This is a genomic window from Streptomyces phaeoluteigriseus (genome assembly GCF_001896135.2).
In the GTDB taxonomy this organism is placed as follows: Bacteria; Actinomycetota; Actinomycetes; order Streptomycetales; family Streptomycetaceae; genus Streptomyces; species Streptomyces phaeoluteigriseus.
Genome location: NZ_MPOH02000011.1, coordinates 1 through 18,214, shown reverse-complemented (window position 1 = coordinate 18,214; position 18,214 = coordinate 1). Strand labels below are relative to the sequence as shown.

Here is an 18,214-nt window from a genome sequence, read left to right as displayed (position 1 = left end):
CACCGCGCCCGGCCAGGACGGCGAGCCGGTCGGGCGGTGGCGGTGGCGGGCGGCCTCGCCTCGGGCCCGGCGTCGGGCAGGCGGCGCCGGTCGATCTTGCCGGTCGGGGTGAGCGGGAGCGCGTCGACGAGCACCAGGTGACTGGGGACGGCGAAGGCGGGCAGCCGCAGTTTGGCGTGCCGGGTGATGTCGCCGGCGTCCGTGCCGGGCGCGGCGACCGCGTAGGCGACGATCTCCTTCTCGCCGCGCCCGTTGACGCGGGTGGTGACGAAGACCGACTCGACGGCCGGGTGGGCGTCCAGCACCGCCTCGACCTCGCCGAGTTCGACGCGCTGGCTGCGGATCTTCACCTGGTTGTCGTCGCGGCCGATGAACTCCAGCAGGCCCTCGGGCGTCCAGCGCACCCGGTCCCCGGTGCGGTACAGACGCGCCGTGCCGTCGGTGACGAACCGGTCGGAGGTGAGGCCGGGCAACCCGAGGTAGCCGTCCGCCAGACCCACGCCGCCGAGCAGGAGTTCGCCGGGTACCCCGCGCGGGACCGGGCGGGTGCCGCCCTCCTGCACCACCCGTACCTCGGTGCCGGGCACCGGCCGGCCGATGGGGACGGTCCGGGCGTTCGGCGCGAGGTCGGTGACGGGGAACCAGGTCGAGGTGAAGGAGTTCTCGGTGGGGCCGTAGCTGTGCAGCAGGACGCCCGGACGGCTCCAGCGCAGCGCCCGGCGCATGTGCCGTACGGAGATCAGCTCGCCGCCGAAGTAGACGCGCCGCAGCGACTGGAGCGTGTCGGGGGCGTCCTCGATGATCCGGTTGAGCAGCGGTGTCGTCACCAGCAGCGTGGTGATCCCGCGCGCCCGCACCACGGTGCGCAGCTCGCGGGGGCTGAGCACCAGGTGCTTGTCGAGGACGACGAGTTCCGCGCCGTGGGCGAGGGCGCCCCAGATCTCGTAGCTGGCGCCGTCGAAGTTGAGCGGGCACAGCTGCGCGACGACGTCCGTCTCGTCCAGCGGGATGAAGTCGGGCCGGTCCAGGAGCCGGGCCAGTCCGCGGTGCGGCAGGACGACGCCTTTGGGCCGGCCGGTGGTGCCGGAGGTGTAGAGCACGCAGAGCGTCGCGGCGTCGTCGTGCGCGGTCTCGGGAGCCGGCAGGCCGCGGGCCAGCGCCAGCGCCTCGCCGACCTGGACGGCGGTGCCCTGCGGCACCTCGACGCGGTGCCCGCAGTCCGGGTCGACGACGAGGACCGCCGGGCGGGCGTCGTCCACGATCAGCTGGAGCTGGGCCTGCGGGTAGGCGGGGTCGAGCGGCAGGTAGGCGGCCCCGGCCAGGGCGGCGGCCAGCCAGAACACCGGGGTGTCGACGCCGGGGTTCAGCAGCAGGGCCACGGTGTCGCCGCGCCCGACGCCCCGCCCGCGCAGCCAGCCGGCCACCTCGCCCGCCCGGCCGGCGAGTTCGCCGTAGGTGAGGGTGTGTTCGCCGTGGCGTACGGCGACGGCGTCCGGACGGGCGGCGGCGTGCCGCAGGACCAGCTCGGGGATGCGGGGGACCGACGCCGTGACGGGTGCGCCCTGCGCGGCGACCTCGGAGAGGCCGGGGTCGCAGGCGGCCAGCAGATCGGCGCAGGTGCTGTCCGGGTCGGCCACCGCGCGGGCCAGCAGCTCGCACAGCTCCTCGGCGAACAGCTCGGCGCTGGCGCGGCGGTAGCGGGCGGTGTCGTAGTAGACGCACAGCCGGGTCCCGGCCGAGCCCTCCAGCACGTTGACCGAGAACTCGTACTTCGTCGTCTCGTCCGGGTGGTCGAAGCGGCGGACGGTCGCCCCGCCGGCCTGCCACTCGTCCTCGTAGGCGGGGGTGTACATGAACACCGTCCGCTCCGTGCCCGGACCGTCGGCCTGCTCGCTGCGGATCTCGCGCAACCGCCGTACCGGCAGGTGCGCGTGCTCCATCGCGTCGAGCATCCGCTCGCGCAACCGGGCCGCCACGTCGCGGAATCGCTCCCCGGGCTCCGGACGGTCGCGCATCGGCAGGGCGCGGCTGAACAGGTCGACGCGCTCGGCGTCGGCGTCCCGGCGGCCGGCGAAGACCATCCCGAAGGTGCCCTCGGGCTCACCGGCCCAGGCGTGCAGCAGCACGGACCAGGCGGCGAGCAGCACCACGGCGGGGGAGCCGCGGTCGGCGGCCGCCAGGGCCTGGACGCCCGCGTCGACCTCGTCCGGCAGCAGCACCTCCACCTGGCCGGAGGGGCCCGGGAACCCGTCCTCGGGCACCAGGTCGTGCGGGGGCGCGAGGGAGGCGGGGGCGTCGCGCAGCACGGAGGTCCAGTACGCCTCGGCGTCGGCGTCGGAAGCCGCCCGGTCCGCCGGGTCGGGGTCGGGCGCCTCGCGCGGGAGGAGGCCCGGCCCGCCCGTCGCCCGGGAGCGGTACGCCGCCACCAGGTCCTCGGCGAGGATCCGGCTGGACCAGCCGTCGGACACGATGTGGTGCATGGTGACGGCGAGCAGGGCGCCGCCGTCGCCGGTCAACAGGGTCGCCCGCAGCAGCGGGGCGGTGGCCAGGTCGAACGGCGCGCGGCCGGCGACGACCGCGCGGGCGAGGGCCTCGGCGCGCTCGTAGCGGCCGGGGAGCCGCTCGGTGACGAACGCCGGGGGCGGGTCGGTCTCGGTGGTGCGCCACAGTTCGCCGCCCTCGGTGAGGAAGGCGCCGCGCAGCGCCGGGTGGGCGCGCAGGACGTCGCCGAGCGCGGCCCGCAGCGCCGGTACGTCGACGGCGGGGGTGAACTCGAGGTCGACGGTGACGTTGTAGCGGTCGGACTCGGGTTCGCGCTGACAGGCGAGCCAGACGTCCAGTTGCTCGGAGGAGGCCGGTTCCCTCACTTGGGGACCGCCACATGCTCGCCGGTGGTCTGCGCGCGCAGGGTGCGCACCAGGTCGGCCACCGTGCGCACCGAGCGGAAGTGGAGCGGGGTGAACTCGGCGTCCGTGATCTTCACGCCGAATCGCTGCTCGCACTGGGCGCGCAGTTCCACGAAGCCGAGGGAGTCCAGGCCCAGGACGTCCTGGAGGCCGTCGTCGTCCCCGATGCGCTCGGCGGGCAGGTCGAGGAACAGGTCCTCGACGAGGATCTCCTTGAGGGTCGCTTCCAGCGTGTCGCCCGAACCGACTGTCATGACGTTTCTCCCTTGCGGTAGGTGGATCCGTGCGGCGCGGGTATCTGCGCCCGCAGCTCCCGTTCCGCTGCCCGGCGCGCCAGTTCAGCGATCGCCGGCACGGCCACGTGCCGGTCGCGGGCGCGGCGCAGCACCGGTTCGGTGAGCGCGGTGAGTTCGGTCGGCCGGACGCCGGCGGCGACGTCCCGGTGCAGGGAGGTGTCGGTCCGGCCGGGCAGGGTGTCCAGGGTGTGCAGCAGGTTCCGTTCGTCGACGGCGACGCTGTCGGCCGCCGCGACGGCGCAGGCCTCCCGGGCGGTGTCCCGCAGCAGGGACAGCAGGGCGGGCTGCCGGCGTACGACACCGAGCGGGCCGTCGGCCGCGGTGGTGGCCAGGGCGAGTGGCAGCAGCAGGACCAGCTTGCGCCACAGGACGCTCGCCGGGTCCCGCTCCGGGACGCAGCCGATCCCGGCGTCGGCGAGGGCCTCGGCCAGGGCGCTGAGGCGGGGGTTCGGGTGGGCGGTGGGGTGGGGATCGGGGTGGGCGGTGGGACCGGCCCGCGGGTGCGGTGTCCGGGGGCTCCGGCCGTCGCGTGGGGGATGGGCTCCGGGGCGTTCGTCGTCGTGTGGGGGGTCGGCTTCGGGGCGGCCGTTGTCGTGCGGGGTGCGGTGTCCGGGGCGGCCGTTGTCGTGCGGGGAGTGGTTCCCGGGGCGCCCGCCGTCGTCCGCCGCCAGGCTGACCTCGGCGAACAGGGAGTGCCAGGTGACCTTCCCGGGGGCCGTGCGCTCCGCCTCGATGCGGATCGCGCCGACCAGTTGGCGGGGGCCGAAGCGCTCCCGCAGCAGCCGCGGGTGGTCGAGCCCGTTGAGCAGGGGGACGACCGAGTGCGGGGCCGACCGCGGGCCGACGCGGTCCAGCGCGGCGCGCAGGGCCGGTGCCTTGACGGTCACCCACAGGACGTCCACCTGCTCGTCGAGCCGGTCCACCCCGCGTGCCGCGACGCGGTGGTCGCCCCGCAGTCCGCTGTGGACGTCGATCACTCCGCAGTAGCGGGCTCGCGAGGACTCCCGCATGACCAGCGTGACGTCGTGGCCCCCGCGGGCGAGTGCCGCCCCGAGGGCGAGTCCGACTCCGCCGGCGCCCAGAATCGCATGCCTCAACACGCTTCCTTGATGCATCTCGTGACGAATTCCGGTGTCCCGCACGCCCGCGCCGAGTATGCGGGCAGGGCGGAGGAGAACCGAAGAGGGAAAGGAAAGGCCGCAACGGCCTGAAGGAGATCAGTCGGCCGCTGGTCGGGCGGTCGCCGATCGAAGTGTCATAGAAGTGCGGAAAAATCTCGGACGGTGGTCTGGGCCGACCGACTGATCGTTACTACTCCCCCGTGGCGGCGTAGATCATTCCCCCTGTAGCGCCGAATCTCTCTACCTCGAGCGCAGCCGCTGAAATACTGCGTTCACATACGACTCACCGACCGTAGGTGCGCCGACTTTCGGCCGTCAACCTTCTTTTCGGTCAAGCGGTTGGCCGGTACACGTGGTTGCTTCCTTGGTTGAAACGCAAAGTAAAAGCGTTGGCCCAAGGTCTCTGACGTGGGCCGGGACTGGCCGACAATCGCCCCTTGACCGGCTCGATGTCTGCTGCCTACGCTCCGATAGCGGCAATCTGGCCGCCATGGTGAGCATTCACCTCAGAGACCGACCGGTCGGCCACCGGTCGTGCGTCCTTTCCCACGGGGGTCCAGCAACAGAGAAAGCCATACGACCATGCCCATGCGCGGGTCGGTGACCGGGCTGCGCCGCAGCCGCGGCGAACAACCGTGATCCGCGACGACACGGGGGAATCCCTTTTGAATGACGACGGTGTGACAACACGTCCTGACAGCGGTGTGAGAACACGTCCCGAACCGAATTCCGGGCACCATTCGGAACAGTTTTCCGAACCGCCCGTGACCCCGCCGGTCCGGGCCATGACGGACCAGGTCAGAGCCGCGTGGATCGAGGTTCTCGGTCATGACGACTTCGACGACGACACCCCTTTCATCGAAGCGGGCGGCCATTCTCTGAAGGCCACTCAGGTGCTCATTCGGCTGCGCCGGAAGCTCGGTGTCCGACTGCCCAACCGGCTGTTCTTCGATCACCCCACCGTGCGCGAACTGGCGGCAGCGGTGGAACGTGCCGCCGCCACCTCCCCCCTCGCGTGATCAGTCGGCACCGACCGCACGCCGGCCCCGACCCCACGTCGGCATCGCCTGAGACAAGGAAGGCCCTTCCTGTGACTGCTCCCGTTTCCCGCGACGGTCTCCACGAGTTGGACGAAAGCGTTTTCCCCCCGGCCGACTGGCGAGGAGACGCGAAGATCCCGCTCGACGCCGACACCGCGTTCAACGGATTCATCTCGACGAACGTCGTCTTCGCCCTCGAACGGCTGGGCCTGTTCGCCTGGTTCGACGGGACCGGCCGGCTCGACGTGGCCGAATACTCCCGGCTGCATCAGCTCGACGAGACAGTGTTCCGCCGACTGCTGTCCGCGGCGGAGGCGTTCGGGTACCTCACCGTGACCGGCGACCGGGTGACACCCACCCCGGCCTGGAGCGAACTGCGCCGCAAAATAGGGTTCTTCACCTGGGGCGTGGGCGGATACCACGACGTGTTCGCCAACGCCGCGGCCATCACCCGCGGAGAACGCGTCTTCGGCCGGGACGTCCTGCGCGACGAGGCCATGGTGGCGCTCGGCTCGGCCCAGGCCGACCTGGCGATGATGCGGCACATCCTCGACGAGCAGATCGCCGCGCTCGACTTCTCCGTCCTCGCCGACCTCGGCAGCGGCATCAGCGAGCGCGTCTGCCGACTCGTCAAGTCCCGTCCCGGCACGCGCGGCATCGGCCTGGACATCAGCGCCTCGGCCACCGATCTGGCCGCCGGCACCGTCGAGCGCCACGAGCTGACCGACCGCGTCCGGCCGATCTGCGCCGACGTCCTCGACGTCCTCTTCCGGGGCCGCCGCATCGAGGGCGCCGACCAGGTGGACGTCGCCATGAGCTTCATGTTCCTGCACGACCTGCTCGTCGACCCCGGCACCCGGACGGACGTCATCCCGGCGCTGCGCAAGGCGTTCCCGCACGCGCACACCTTCCTGCTCGCCGACACCACCGTCCGCCCGCGCGGCGAGGGGGAGGAGCTGCCGGTCTTCTCCAGCGGCTTCGAGCTGGCCCACGCCCTGATGGGCGTGCCCATCTACACGCGCGAGGAGTACGAGAACCTCTTCCACGAGGGCGGGCTGCACCTGCGCCGCACGATTCCCTTCGGCGCTCCCCACACCTACCTGTTCGTCCTGGAGGCCCAGTGATGAGCGAGCGATGTCCGGCCGATCCCGAGATCGTCGAGGACCTGCCCATCCCCCTCGCCGTGGCCGGGCACCACCAGCCCGCGCCCTTCTACCTCACCGCCGACATGTTCGGCGGCCTGCCCGTGCAGCTCGCGGGCGGCGAACTCAGCGCCCTGGTCGGCAAACCCGTCGCCGCGCCGCACACCCACCCGGTCGACGAGCTGTACCTGCTGGTGTCCCCGAACAAGGGGGGCGCCCGCATCGAGGTCCAGCTCGACGGCCGACGGCACGAACTGGTCTCGCCGGCCGTGATGCGGATCCCGGCCGGCAGCGAGCACTGCTTCCTGACGCTGGAGGCCGAGGTCGGCAGCTACTGCTTCGGCGTCCTGCTGGGGGACCGTCTGTGAGCGGGGCCCCCGCCCCCGGGAAGACGTTCAACGCGAGCGTCCCCGGCGCCGACGACCTGATCCGGCTGCACCTCAGCGAGAGCCCGCACGGCGCCAGCAAGGCCGCCCTGCTGGCGGCCGAGCGCGAACTGGGCCGGGTGAACGTCTACCCGGACCCCGAGCGCCGCGAACTGGTCCACGCCCTCGCCGGGCACTGGGACGTCACCCCGGACCACATCGCCGTCGCCAACGGCAGCGACGAACTCGTCCTGGCCACCGCCCTCGCCCTGGGCGACCGCGACCGACCCGGCCTCGTCACCGACGGCACCTTCCCCGGCTACCGCGCCTGCCTGGAGCTGACCCGGCGCGGCTGCACCACCGTGGCGCTGGACGGCACGGCCGTCGACGCCGACGCGTTCGCCGCGCGGCTGCCCGCACACGGGATCGGCTACCTGTGCAACCCGCACAACCCCAGCGGCGCCGCCCTCACCCGCGAGGAACTGACCGCGCTGGTCGACGCCTGCGCGCGCGGCGGGGTCCCGCTGGTGTGCGACGAGGCCTACATGGAGTTCGCCGGCCCGGACACCCCGCAGGTCCGCGACCTGCTGGACGGCGGCGCACCGGTGGTCGCGCTGCGCACCTTCTCCAAGGCCTACGGGCTGGCCGCGCTGCGCGTCGGCTACGCCGTCGGCCCGCCCGCACTGATCGCCGAGCTGCGGCAGGCCCTGCGCGCCCTGCCCTTCAGCGTGAACCGCCTCGCGCAGGCGGCGGCGATCAGCGCCCTCGGCGACCGGGACTTCCTCGCGGGAGTGCGCCGGTCCACCGAGGAGCGGCGGCGCTGGTTCACCGGGGAACTGGACCGGCGGGGCCGCGGCCACCTGCCCTCCGTGACCAACTTCGTCGCGGTCGCGGCCCGCGACTGCGCCCTCGCACAGGATCGCCTCGCCGCCGATTTCGGCATTCTCGTTCGCAATGCCGGACTGTTCGGATTCCCGGGATACGTGCGCACGTCGCTCGGCACCCAGGAGAATCTCGTGCGGTTCCTCGACGCCCTCGACACGATCGAGGAAAACCCCTGAATGCGGCCCGGGAAATCCGGCGGACATTTACTGAACGAGAAGGACAAGGAGCTACTCCAGTGTTCCGTCAAGACCCGTTGAACACGATCCTCGCCCTGGGCTCGGGGTTCACCCCCACCGCCGTGCGGGTGACCGCGACGCTCGGCCTGCCCGATCTGGTCGAGCAGGGGCACCGGACCGTGTCCGCCCTGGCCGCCGAGACCGGCACCGACGAGCAGTCCCTGGGCCGAGTCCTGCACTACGTCAGCCTCCTCGGCCTCTTCACGGAGACCGAGACCCCCGGCACCCCGGGCAAGGCGTACGACCTGACCGACGTGGGCCGGGTGCTGCTCAGCGACCACCCGGGCAACCTGCGCCGCTGGCTCGACTACGAGGACCCCAGCCGACCCATGGAGGCCCGCTTCGAACCGGCCGTCGCGCGGCTCATGGACGCCGTGCGCACCGGCCTGCCGGTGTACGAGCAGGCGCACGGACGGCCCTTCTGGGAGGACCTGGAGGCCCACCCGGACATCGAGAGGTCCTTCAACACGGGCATCGCCCGGATCGCCAACCGGCTCGTCCCGGAACTGGCCCGTCTCTACGACTGGGCGTCGGTGGGGCACGTCGTCGACGTCGGCGGCGGCAACGGCTCCCTGCTGCTGAAGCTGCTCACCGAGTACCCGTCGCTGCGCGGCACGCTGCTGGAGCTGGAGAGCGTCGTCACCGAGGCCAAGGGCACCCTCGCCCCGGTCGCCGACCGCTGCGACCTGGTCGCGGGCAACTTCTTCGAACCCATGCCGGCCGGCGGCGACGTCTACCTGATCGCCAACACGCTGCACAACTGGAGCGACCGGGACGCCGGCCGCATCCTCGGCCGGTGCGCCGAAGCCCTCGCCCCCGGCGGCCGGGTCGTGGTGGTCGAGCGGCTCCTGGACAGCGGCAAGGACCCCGTGATGGCGAGCTACGCCGACCTGCTGATGCTGGTCCTGCTCGGCGGCCGCGAGCGCAGCCTGGCCGACCTGCGCGACCTCGGCTCCGGCGTCGGCCTCGCCCTCACCGACACGAGGAAGTTCGAGCTGCCCGGCCACTGGCTGGTCGAGTTCACCCGGGAGGGGAACAGGTGAAGCGGTCACTGAACCCCGACGAGCCCAACGCCCTGCTGTCGTACGACTTCGACCGGGGCAGCAACTACGAGAGCGTCCTGCGCCTCACCGACGCCCTCGGCGCGCTGGTGCCGGAGAGCGAGACCAACCACCCCGACCAGCGGTTCTTCCAGGTCACCCACCTCATCACCGAGTACGCCTGGGTGCAGGTCCACTACGAGCTGCGCCGGGCCGCCGCCCACCTGGACAAGGACCGGTTCCCGCAGGCGGTGCGGCTGTTCGACCGGGCCACCGGGCTCAGCGAGGTGACCGTCCAGGCGGTGCGGCTGCTCACCGACCACCTGCCGCAGCACAGCCTGCTCACGATGCGCAACGCCCTCCCCGAGGACGCCACCGGCCTGGACTCGCCGGGCTACCGCAACCTGCGCCGGGTGGCCCGCCCGGTGTGGAAGGCCTACGAGCAGGCGGTGGAGCGGGCCGGCCTGTCCCTCCAGGACGTCATCGCCCAGCAGGACGACGGCTACGACGGCCCGCACTCGGCCGAGTCGCAGTCCCTGGCCCTCGTCCGGGAGGCGATGCTGCGCCTGGACGGCAGCGTCCTCGGCTGGAAGCAGCACCACCTGATCATGGTGTGGTCGCAGCTGGGCGGTCAGCCGGGCCTGCGCAAGGACAGCGACGGGCAGGAACTCCCGCAGAGCCTGGGCGGCCGGTCCCTGGCCACCCTGGAGGCGCGTTCGCAGCTCGCGCTCTTCCCCGAGCTGTGGCGGGCCGCGGACGAGGCGTACTGGCTGCTGGGCACCCGGCACGACACCGACGCCCCGGTGCGCGGCGGCGGCGGTGGGTGCCCGGTGCAGCACTGATCCACAGCGCTGATCCACAGGACTGGTCAGCGGCAGCGCTGATCAGCAGCGCCGATCCGGCCGTGTCGCGAGCGGGCCGCCGACTCCGGTCAGCGGTCCGCTCGCCGCCGTGCCAGCTCCAGCAGCCGGGCGGCGACCTCCTCGAAGCGCTCGTGCGGGAAGAAGTGCCCGCCGTCGAAGCCCTCGCTGAGGTGGACGCCCTCCGTGTAGTGCCGCCAGCCGGCCATCACCTCGGGCGGGGTGTCCGGGTCGCCGGTGCCGTACCAGGTCACGAGGTCGCCCGGCAGGGGGCGCGGGCCGGGGTCGGGGCGGTGGCCGGCCAGCAGCGCCAGGTCGCCGCGGATCACCGGGACGAACTGGTGCCGCATCGGGGACCGGCGCACCTCCTGGGGAATGCGGCCGTGCGCGGCGAGCGCGTCGAGCAGGGCGTCGTCGTCGCCCACGGCCAGCAGCGGGCCGTAGGGGGAGTGGCCGAGCAGGTGCGGGGGCCGGGTCGCGGCGACGACGACGAACTCGGGACCGGGCCGCCCCAGGGCGTCCAGCGCCAGGGCCGTCTCGTAGGCGAGGAGGCCGCCCATGCTGTGCCCGAGGAGCGCGTAGCGGCCCGGCGGGTCGACGCGGTGGGCGAGGTCGGCGGCTGCCTCCCGCAGGGTCGCCGCCCGCGGCTCGCGCGAACGCAGGCCCTTGCCCGCGATCTCCAGCGGCTGCGCCCGCAGCCCGGCCGGCAGCTCGCGCCGCCAGCGCACGAAGCTGCGCGCGGAGCCGCCCGCGTGCGGTACGCAGTACAGGGTGAGCGGCTCCGGCGCGCTCACTTGTGGTGCTCGCCGGCGCGCAGCGGCTTGATCCGCACCGTCAGCGGCAGTTCGTTGCGGGTCAGCAGGGACCGCAGCCGTCGGCGCACCTCGGCCTCGGAGGGCGGTACGGCGTCGTCGACGTAGACGTCCAGTTCGAGGACGGCGGAGTCGTCGTCGCCCGTGGCGATCCTGATCGTGGCGCGGACCACGCCGGGCAGCGACTCGGCGGCCCGGCGCACGGTCGCCGTCGACACCTTCTCGCCGCGCACCACCGCGAAGTCCGACGAGCGGCCGTGGACGTACACGTACCCGTCGTCGTCGACGTGCCCCATGTCGCCGGTGGCCAGCAGGCCGGGCTCGATCAGGTCGCCCCGCTTGGAGGGCGCGGCCTCGCCGACGCGGCGGCGGTAGACGGTGTCGGAGCGTACGAGCAGTTCCCGCTCCCCGGTGCCGGCGGGCCGGGTGAGCACCTCGACGCCGTCCAGCGGCAGGCCCACCGAGCCGTGCCGGTGCGGAGGCTCCCGGTGGGCGGCGAGCGTGGACACCCGCGGGCCGGCCTCGGTCAGCCCGTAGGTGACGTACAGCCCCGTCTCGGGGTTGAGCTTCAGCAGCCGGGACACGTACGACGGGTCGAGGGCCTGCCCGCCGACGGTGAGCGTGCGCAGCGGGGCGGGGAGTTCGCCGCCGGCGGTGACGACGGCCTTCACCAGGCTCGGGGTGAGCGAGGAGAGGGTGACGCCCCGGCCGGCGACCGTGGACAGGTAGTCGGCCACCGAGAACGGCGGACCCGCCAGGACCAGGCGCGAGCCCCGCACCAGGCCGCCGAGGACCTGCGCGACCAGCGCGAAGGAGTAGTAGACGGGCAGGCTGACGAGGGCGGTGTCCTCGGCGCGCTGGCCGATGGACCGGCCGTGTCGGCGGGCGTTGCGCAGTAGCGCGTCCAGGGAGTGCAGGCAGCCGGTGGCCATGCCTGAGGTGCCGGAACTCATCAGGATCACGTGGCCGGGTCCGTGGTGCCGGTACGGCCAGTCGGTGAAGACGCCCAGCTCGGCACCGCCGGCCCGGGTGACGCCGGTGACGCCCTCGGTCCGGATCGCCGCCCTGACCAGCGCGCAGGCCCCCAGTTCGCGGGCCACCTCCCGGACCCGGTCGACCGGGGTGGAGGGGGAGAGCAGCACGGGCGTGTGCCCGGCCAGGGAGACGGCGAAGAAGAACCGCAGGGCGCGGATGCCGTTGGGCAGGGCGATCACGACGACCGCGCCCGGTGGGGCGGGCAGCGCCGCGAGCCGGTCCACCAGGGCGGGCAGCCCGGTGGGGCCGGGGTCCTGCGTGGGGGAGGCCTCCTCGATCCGGCCGAGGAAGTCACTGACGACGGTGGGGTCCAGGTGCTGGTCCGTCATGTTCTGCACGGTCATGTTCTCCGGGGCCTCCGCGTGGGCGTCGGCCCACTGACGACCAGGCAGTGCGCCTGGTGCTTGCCTTCGTCGGTCGTGCCGTGGGTGACGACCAGGACGTGTGTGGCGCTGGGCGGGTCGCCGAGCAGCCAGTCGCCGCACAGGGCCCTGACCAGCGGCACGGCCGGCGCGAGGGGCATGGGCAGCATCGACACCGGGCCGTGGAGGCCGAAAGCCGAGCAGACGACGCCGACGACGGAGCCCGGTCCGGCGCCGGCGAAGCGCATGGGGGAGATCCGGCCGCGCGAGGCGCGTCGGCGAGCGCGCGCAGCGTGCGGACCGTGGCCTGCTCGCTCACCCCGACGACCCCCACCTCCCCGGGGTGCTCGGGCGCGGCGTCGCCGCAGGCCTCCAGCGCGGCCGCGACGGCCTCGGTCATCAGCCACGCCACGGGGTCGGCGTACACGCCGGGGACGCGGCGCGGGGCCGTGTTCGGGTCGTCGGTCTCGACGGTGGCGGAGCCGGTGACACGGGCGCCCGCGGGGCACCACTCGGCCTCGTTCACGCGGCTTCTCCTTCGGCGCGCTCCAGCAACAGACAGGTGTTGAAGCCGCCGAAGCCGAGGGTGAGGCTGATGCCCAGGGAGCCGGTGACGTCCCGCGGGCGGTCCGCCGCCAGGGCCAGTGGCAGCTCCGGCATGACGGTGCGGGTGGTGGGCAGCGGGGGCACGGCGCGGTGGCGCAGCGCGAGGAGCAGGGCGATGGCCTCCAGGGCGCCGGTGGCGCCCAGGGTGTGGCCGAAGGCGGGCTTGGTGGCGAAGACCACGGCGTCGGACCCGGGGCCGAAGACGGTGCGGTAGCAGGCGGCCTCCGCCGTGTCGTTGGCGCGCGTGCCGGTGCCGTGGGCGTTGATCACCGCGATGTCCCGGGCATCGGCCGCGGCCCGGGCCAGGGCGCGCCGCACGGCCAGGACCGCGCCGGCCCCGGTCTCGTCGGGGGCGGTGGGGCCGGTGCCGTCGTTGGAGGCGCCCCAGCCGCGCACCTCGCCCAGGATCCGGGCGCCGCGTGCCACGGCCGAGGCCCGGGACTCCAGCAGCAGGAAGCCGGCGCCCTCGCCGAAGAGGGTGCCGTCGCGGTCGGTGCCGAAGGGACGGACGGTGCCGGAGGCCGACAGGGTGCCGAGCGCCCGGTGGCCCAGGAGCTTGCCCTCGGTCAGCAGGTCGATGCCGCCGCACAGACAGCGGTCCGCCCCACCGCCGGCGATCAGGGCGGCTCCGGCCAGGACGGCGTCGGCGCCGGAGGAGCAGGCGGTGCTCACCGAGGCCGACCGTGCCACGCCCAGGCGCTCGGCGACGGTGGCGGTCAGGGTGTGCGGGGAGATGTCCGCGGCGTCGTCCAGGTGTGGGCCGAGGCTGCTGCCGAGGACGAGTGTGCCGACGTCGGCGGCCGGGCAGCCGGCGTCGCGCAGGGCGGCGGTCGCGGTGGTCACCGCCAGGGAGACCTGGCGCTCGGACGGGGGACCGGACGGTCCGCCGTCCGGCAGGAAGGCCGCGGCCGGGGCGGACGGCCCGCCGTCGCCCGGTAAGGACCGGACGCCGGGGCGGACCCCGCTGCGACCGTTCATCAGCTGCTGCCACACCGCGTCGACGTCGTCGCCCAGGGCGGTCGTCCAGCCTGTTCCGGTGATGCACACGGCCCGATCGCGGTCGGCTATGAGGAAATCCCCCAATTGATCCCCCAAGTGCTCCGAGAAAATGCTCTGAGCGAAACTCTGTACGCCCCTGATTAGCCAACCGAACTTTATTTGCAGAATGTAATCACATTTTAACGAAGGAGTTCAGGAGTGGCAAGGGAGTACCGGCACCAGTAGGGGTGGTGGCCGCGGGAGGGGCAGGGCCCTGGGTGGTGGCAGGGCCAGGGGTGGCGGCCGGGGCGGCGGCCGGGGTGGTCAGGTGGCGATCGGGTCGAGCGTCAGCGGCGCGATCCTGCCCTCCAGCATGGCGCCCAGGCCCTGGGCGGCGCAGATGTCGGGCCGTTCGGCGATGTGCACCGGCATGCCCGTGGCCTCGCGGAGCATCTGGTCGAAACCGGGCAGCAGGGCGGAGCCGCCGACCATCATGATCCCGCGGTCGACGAGGTCGGCGACCAGGTCGGGCGGGCAGACCCGCAGCACCCGTCCGATGCCGTCGAGGACGGCCGTCAGCGGGGTCTCGATGGCGTCCCGTACGGCCGCGGTGTCGACCTGCACGGTCCGGGCCAGGCCGGTGGCGACGTCCCTGCCGTGGATCTCCGTGGAGGTCGGGCCCTGCGGGGTGAGGCCGTTGCCGGACAGGGCCAGTTGCAGCGGCCGTACGGACTGGCTCGGGAGCATCAACTCGTGTTCGTGGCGCAGGTGCTGGACGATCGCGTGGTCCACGGCCTCGCCGCCGACGGGGATGCGCTCGGCGGTCACGATGGAGCCGAGGGAGAGGACGGCGACCTGGGTGGCGGCCGCCCCGCACACCATGATCATGGTGGCTTCGGGCCGCTCCACGGGCAGCCCGCAGCCGACGGCGGCGGCGATCAGGGTGTCGACGAGTTCGACGCGCCGGGCGCCGAGCCCGACGAGCGTCTCGATGGCCGCGCGCTGGGCCAGCGGGTCGGCGTCGTGCGGGGTGCAGGCGGCGGCCCGCAGGAACGGCTTTCGACGCAACTGGCGGCGGACCTTGTCGCCGATCAGGTGCCGCAGCATGCGCTGGGCCATCTCGATGTCGACGACCGTGCCGCCGGAGACCGGGCGGACGACCCGGATGTAGTGCGGGGTGCGGCCGGTCATCCTCTCGGCGAACTCGCCGACGGCGATCAGCGCCCCGGTACGGGTGTTCACGGCGGCGGCGGACGGCTGGTCGACGACGAGGCCGGCCCCCTTGACGTACACCCGCGTCCGCGCCGCGCCGAGGTCGACGGCGAAGTGGCAGCGGCGCAGCTGCTCCAGACTGGTGGTCATGGCAGGTCCTCCCGGGAGCGCAGACCGTGGCGGCCGCCGGGTCGCGGCCTCCCTCGCATCGTGCGGGGGCGGGCGGACGGGCGCCCGCTGGAGGGGGCCGGGCGGGGAGCCGCCGAATGGGGGCCCGGCCGGCGTCCGGCGCCCGCGGACGGACCTCTCCCGTATGGGGCCCGGCCGGCGCCCGCGGACGGACCTCTACCGTGCCCGCGCCGCCGCCAGCACCTCCGTCAGCGACCGCACGGTCACCCGGCACCCCGCCGCCCGCAGGTCCTGTTCCACGGTCGGATTGCGCGCGAGGCCGACGAACCGCAGCCCCGCCTGCTGGGCGGCGGTCAGCTCCGCCACCGTGGACCCGATCAGCACACCGGCGTCCGCCCCGACGCCCAGCGACCGCAGAGCCCGTAGCAGACACTCGGGGTCGGGCATGAGCGGCGCCGGATGCGGGCAGCGCCCGTGGATCCCGTCCAACGGCAGCCGGTACGGCTCCACATAGCGGCGTACGGCCTCCTCGCTCACGTCGGTCACCACGGCCACCCGCCGCCCCGACTCGTGCAGCGCGCGTACCAGGGCGACGGCGTTGTGGGTGGTCGGCGCGTGCGGGACGGCCGCCAGTTCCAGTTCGTCCAGGCGGGCCCGGAGCAGCGGTCCGATCCGGTCGCGGGCGTAGACGCGCAGTACGTCCAGCGGATGCGTGAGCGACTCCCGCGCGGCCGGAACCTCCGACGTGTCCCGCGTGTCCCGCGTGTCCCGCGTGCCCTGTGCGTCGTGTGTGTCCCGCGGGTCTCGCTGAGCGGCGGCGACCGCCAGCAGGTCCAGTGCGGCCTTGCGCGCCGCCGGGGCGGTGAACAGCCGGGTCACCGGACCGTCGAAGCCGAGCAGCACGGCTTCGGCGCCCGTGAGCAGCCCGGTCGGTGAGGACGCCGTCGTCGGGGCCGCCGACGGTGACCCGGGCGGCGGCGCCCACTCCGGGGCCAGCCGCACCGTGCAACGCACCGCGAGACCCGGCACCGGCCACCTGCCCAACCGCGTGTCCAGCGCGCGCTGCGCCCCGGCCGCGCGGCGCGGCGAGTGATGCCGGGTGACGCGCGGCGCGGTCTCCAGCAGATGGGCGAGGAGCCGGTCCGCGACCCGCGTGGTCTCCGCCCGTACGAAGGCCACCGGGTCCTCGACCCACCAGGTCAGCTCGGCGGTCCCCACGAACTCGCCCTTGCCCGAACTCGGCAGCGACACCGGCCGGCTGGCGTGCTGCGGGGTGAGGTCGACCTCGTAGTACGTCATCGGCCGCGCCGGCCGTCCGACGTGCGGACCGGCCGGGTCGAGGAGGGTGAGCGGGCCGCCGCACCACAGGTGCACGACGGCGGACGGCCCGGCACGGGTATGCCCGGCCGCTCCGGGTCCCTGGCGATGAACGGCCCGCGCACCAGATCCCGCTCCTCCTCGGCGCGCGGCGCGGGCAGCGGGCAGTACCAGGCGAGCGGCGGGGCGTCGGGCGCGGCGCCGTACAGGGGGCGGAAGCGGTGCGGCCCGGCGGCGGCGGAACTGTCGGCGAAGGCCTCGTAGAGGGCGGGCGGGACGAGCACCAGCACCGGGGCGGACGTCTGCGGGGGCGTGGGCGGGGCTTCCTGCCCGTCCTGGAGTCCGTCCTGGAGTCCGTCCTGGAACGTCACCCGCAGCCGCGGTGCCTCCGCCCGGTCGGTCAGCGGACCGGGCAGCCAGCGCAGGGCCGCCGCCAGGACCGGCAGCAGGAAGACCTCGGGGTCGACGCGGACGCGGTAGCCGTCGGGCCGTACCAGCACCTCGTACTGCTGCGGCGTCAGACCGCCGCGCGAGAGGACCTGGTGGACGGCGTACTCCAGGCTGATCCGCGCCTCGGGGCGGGTGCCGAGATCGGTGTCGGTCTCGAAGAGGAGGGTGGGCCGGGCCGCCGTGCTGTCCGGGCCGCCGCTCACCTGCTCCGGGCCGGTCCGCTCCGGCTTCTCCCGCCCGTGCCGTACGGCGTCCTCGGCGCCCGCGCCCAGCCGCCGTACCGTCTCCTCGCTGACCGTCGCGAACGCCGTCCCCCCGCTCCCGGTGCCGGTCCGTGCGCGGAACTCCCCCGCGGCGAGGCCCGCCCGTTCGTCGATGAGGCGGCCCATCCGTTCCAGCAGGTCACGGGTGCGACCGCGCGCGGTGCGGGGGAGGGTGCGCTGGAGCAGTTCGCCGACTCCGGGGCGGAAGGCGTACGAGCCGGGCGGGCCCGGGACCGCGGTGAGCATGCCGCTGAGGATCACCTCGGCGAGATGCTGCGGGCGCGGGTCGCGCTCCACCGCGCGCTGCACCAGGCGCATCACCGGAACGGAAGGGTCGGCCAGGGCCAGGTGCCCGGCGAGGCGGAAGGCCTCGGGGGAGGCGGTGGCGCGGAACCGCAGCACCAGGTCCTGGGCGGGCAGACGCGCCGGATCGGCGGCCCGGTCCTGCTCGGGCGGCGGCCGGGGACAGCCAGGCCGCCGCGCCCGGGGTGTGCGCGCCGCCGGGGCCGGCCACCAGCGCCGCCCAGTGGGCGAGCCAGGGGGCGCCCGCTTCCAGGACCGGCAGGGGGAACGCGGCCGGGTGCGGCCGGGTGGCGTCGGGGTCGTAGGGGGCGAAGGCGAGGGTTGCGGGCGGGGCCGCCGCGCCGGGGGAGGACAGCACGCCCGGTTCGGCCGGCAGCGCCGTGGTGGGCCACAGGTGTTCCGGCAGCGGCTGTACGACGGCCAGCGGCATCCGGGACGCCCAGTGCCGCAGGGTGGCGTACCAGCGGGCGCCCGCCGGGCCGGGGCGCCACTGCGGGCCCATGCAGTCGCTGACGACCAGGGTGAGGGTGCGCCCGTCCGCCGGGTCGGGCACGTGTCCGGCGCGGCCGTCGGGACCGGCCGGGTGGAGCGTGACCGTGCGGAAGATGCCCGACTGGGCCAGCACGGTGTGCAGTTCGCGCACGAGGGGACGCCAGACCGGCATGGTCGGGCCGGTGTCGTGCACGAGGGCGAGGCGCAGCCAGCGTTCGCGCGCCGGGCGCAGCACGGGCAGCCAGACGTCCGGGTGCGCGCCGAGCCGGGCGATGCGGTCGGCCGTCGCCCGCTCGTCCAGGAGCCGGGCGCGGGCCGCCGGCACCGTGCGCTTCAGCGGGCGCAGGGCGCGCTGGAGGGCGAG

16 protein-coding genes are annotated in these 18,214 nt (G+C 74.2%); 6 read left to right on the top strand and 10 right to left on the bottom strand.

Translation table 11 applies throughout. The features are described from left to right. From BM536_RS11260 to BM536_RS11250, 3 genes are all read right to left on the bottom strand, one after another. The coding region (locus tag BM536_RS11260; RefSeq protein ID WP_143650900.1) for a non-ribosomal peptide synthetase at positions 1-2,867 on the bottom strand (2,867 nt) is incomplete at its 3' end. After that, positions 2,864-3,160 (bottom strand): acyl carrier protein, encoded by a 297-nt coding sequence (locus BM536_RS11255; protein ID WP_073500040.1) that lies wholly within the window; start codon positions 3,158-3,160, stop codon positions 2,864-2,866. The genes BM536_RS11255 and BM536_RS11260, both read right to left, overlap by 4 nt. Then, the gene (locus tag BM536_RS11250) at positions 3,157-4,299 is read right to left on the bottom strand and encodes a ketopantoate reductase family protein (RefSeq protein WP_158086521.1); all 1,143 of its coding nucleotides are present in this window, start codon (positions 4,297-4,299) and stop codon (positions 3,157-3,159) included. Before BM536_RS11250 ends, BM536_RS11255 begins: the two co-directional genes overlap by 4 nt. A 659-nt stretch (positions 4,300-4,958) precedes the next feature. Here BM536_RS11250 and BM536_RS11245 point away from each other — a divergent pair. The 6 genes from BM536_RS11245 (at position 4,959) to BM536_RS11220 (ending at position 9,873) form a co-directional block, all read left to right on the top strand. Further along, positions 4,959-5,342, top strand: a complete 384-nt coding sequence (locus BM536_RS11245) for an acyl carrier protein (RefSeq protein ID WP_143650898.1) — start codon at positions 4,959-4,961, stop codon at positions 5,340-5,342. Between the two features lie 71 nt (positions 5,343-5,413). Beyond that, the gene (locus tag BM536_RS11240) at positions 5,414-6,487 is read left to right on the top strand and encodes an SAM-dependent methyltransferase (protein ID WP_245873438.1); all 1,074 of its coding nucleotides are present in this window, start codon (positions 5,414-5,416) and stop codon (positions 6,485-6,487) included. Next, positions 6,487-6,873, top strand: a complete 387-nt coding sequence (locus BM536_RS11235; RefSeq protein WP_073498570.1) for a cupin domain-containing protein — start codon at positions 6,487-6,489, stop codon at positions 6,871-6,873. The genes BM536_RS11240 and BM536_RS11235 overlap by 1 nt, the downstream gene beginning before the upstream one ends. Further along, entirely contained in the window at positions 6,870-7,931 is a 1,062-nt protein-coding gene (locus tag BM536_RS11230; RefSeq protein WP_073498569.1) for a pyridoxal phosphate-dependent aminotransferase, read from the top strand. Before BM536_RS11235 ends, BM536_RS11230 begins: the two co-directional genes overlap by 4 nt. A gap of 59 nt (positions 7,932-7,990) precedes the next feature. Then, positions 7,991-9,034 (top strand): methyltransferase, encoded by a 1,044-nt coding sequence (locus BM536_RS11225; protein WP_143650896.1) that lies wholly within the window; start codon positions 7,991-7,993, stop codon positions 9,032-9,034. After that, positions 9,031-9,873, top strand: coding sequence for a hypothetical protein (locus BM536_RS11220; RefSeq protein ID WP_073498565.1), 843 nt, complete (start codon positions 9,031-9,033; stop codon positions 9,871-9,873). The genes BM536_RS11225 and BM536_RS11220 overlap by 4 nt, the downstream gene beginning before the upstream one ends. Positions 9,874-9,962: 89 nt before the next feature. Here the strand turns inward: BM536_RS11220 and BM536_RS11215 are convergent, their stop codons facing one another. The 7 genes from BM536_RS11215 to BM536_RS43965 all read right to left on the bottom strand — a co-directional run. Beyond that, positions 9,963-10,685 carry a thioesterase II family protein gene (locus BM536_RS11215; protein ID WP_094102882.1) on the bottom strand — a complete coding sequence of 241 codons (723 nt, stop codon included), beginning with the start codon at positions 10,683-10,685 and terminating at the stop codon, positions 9,963-9,965. Then, complete coding sequence (locus tag BM536_RS11210) at positions 10,682-12,067, bottom strand: class I adenylate-forming enzyme family protein (protein ID WP_073498574.1); 1,386 nt, start codon at positions 12,065-12,067, stop codon at positions 10,682-10,684. Before BM536_RS11210 ends, BM536_RS11215 begins: the two co-directional genes overlap by 4 nt. A gap of 11 nt (positions 12,068-12,078) precedes the next feature. Continuing rightward, positions 12,079-12,348, bottom strand: a complete 270-nt coding sequence (locus BM536_RS11205; protein WP_094102881.1) for a hypothetical protein — start codon at positions 12,346-12,348, stop codon at positions 12,079-12,081. Positions 12,349-12,622: 274 nt separating this feature from the next. Then, positions 12,623-13,753 (bottom strand): beta-ketoacyl synthase N-terminal-like domain-containing protein, encoded by a 1,131-nt coding sequence (locus tag BM536_RS11200; RefSeq protein WP_245873436.1) that lies wholly within the window; start codon positions 13,751-13,753, stop codon positions 12,623-12,625. Between the two features lie 255 nt (positions 13,754-14,008). After that, entirely contained in the window at positions 14,009-15,046 is a 1,038-nt protein-coding gene (locus BM536_RS11195) for a rod shape-determining protein (protein ID WP_094102880.1), read from the bottom strand. A gap of 195 nt (positions 15,047-15,241) precedes the next feature. Beyond that, positions 15,242-16,324 (bottom strand): HAD family hydrolase, encoded by a 1,083-nt coding sequence (locus BM536_RS11190; RefSeq protein ID WP_143650894.1) that lies wholly within the window; start codon positions 16,322-16,324, stop codon positions 15,242-15,244. 870 nt (positions 16,325-17,194) lie between these two features. After that, positions 17,195-18,214 (bottom strand): SAV_2336 N-terminal domain-related protein (locus tag BM536_RS43965; RefSeq protein WP_281258561.1); only part of this gene is annotated, 1,020 nt, incomplete at its 5' end.

Bases quoted from the DNA above. Each gene is read 5' to 3' on its own strand.
- BM536_RS11210 (WP_073498574.1), bottom strand. From the start codon at position 12,067: ATGACGGACCAGCACCTGGACCCCACCGTCGTCAGTGACTTCCTCGGC.
- BM536_RS11235 (WP_073498570.1), top strand. From the start codon at position 6,487: ATGAGCGAGCGATGTCCGGCCGATCCCGAGATCGTCGAGGACCTGCCC.
- BM536_RS11190 (WP_143650894.1), bottom strand. From the start codon at position 16,324: ATGACGTACTACGAGGTCGACCTCACCCCGCAGCACGCCAGCCGGCCG.
- BM536_RS11205 (WP_094102881.1), bottom strand. From the start codon at position 12,348: ATGCGCTTCGCCGGCGCCGGACCGGGCTCCGTCGTCGGCGTCGTCTGC.
- BM536_RS11255 (WP_073500040.1), bottom strand. From the start codon at position 3,160: ATGACAGTCGGTTCGGGCGACACGCTGGAAGCGACCCTCAAGGAGATC.
- BM536_RS11195 (WP_094102880.1), bottom strand. From the start codon at position 15,046: ATGACCACCAGTCTGGAGCAGCTGCGCCGCTGCCACTTCGCCGTCGAC.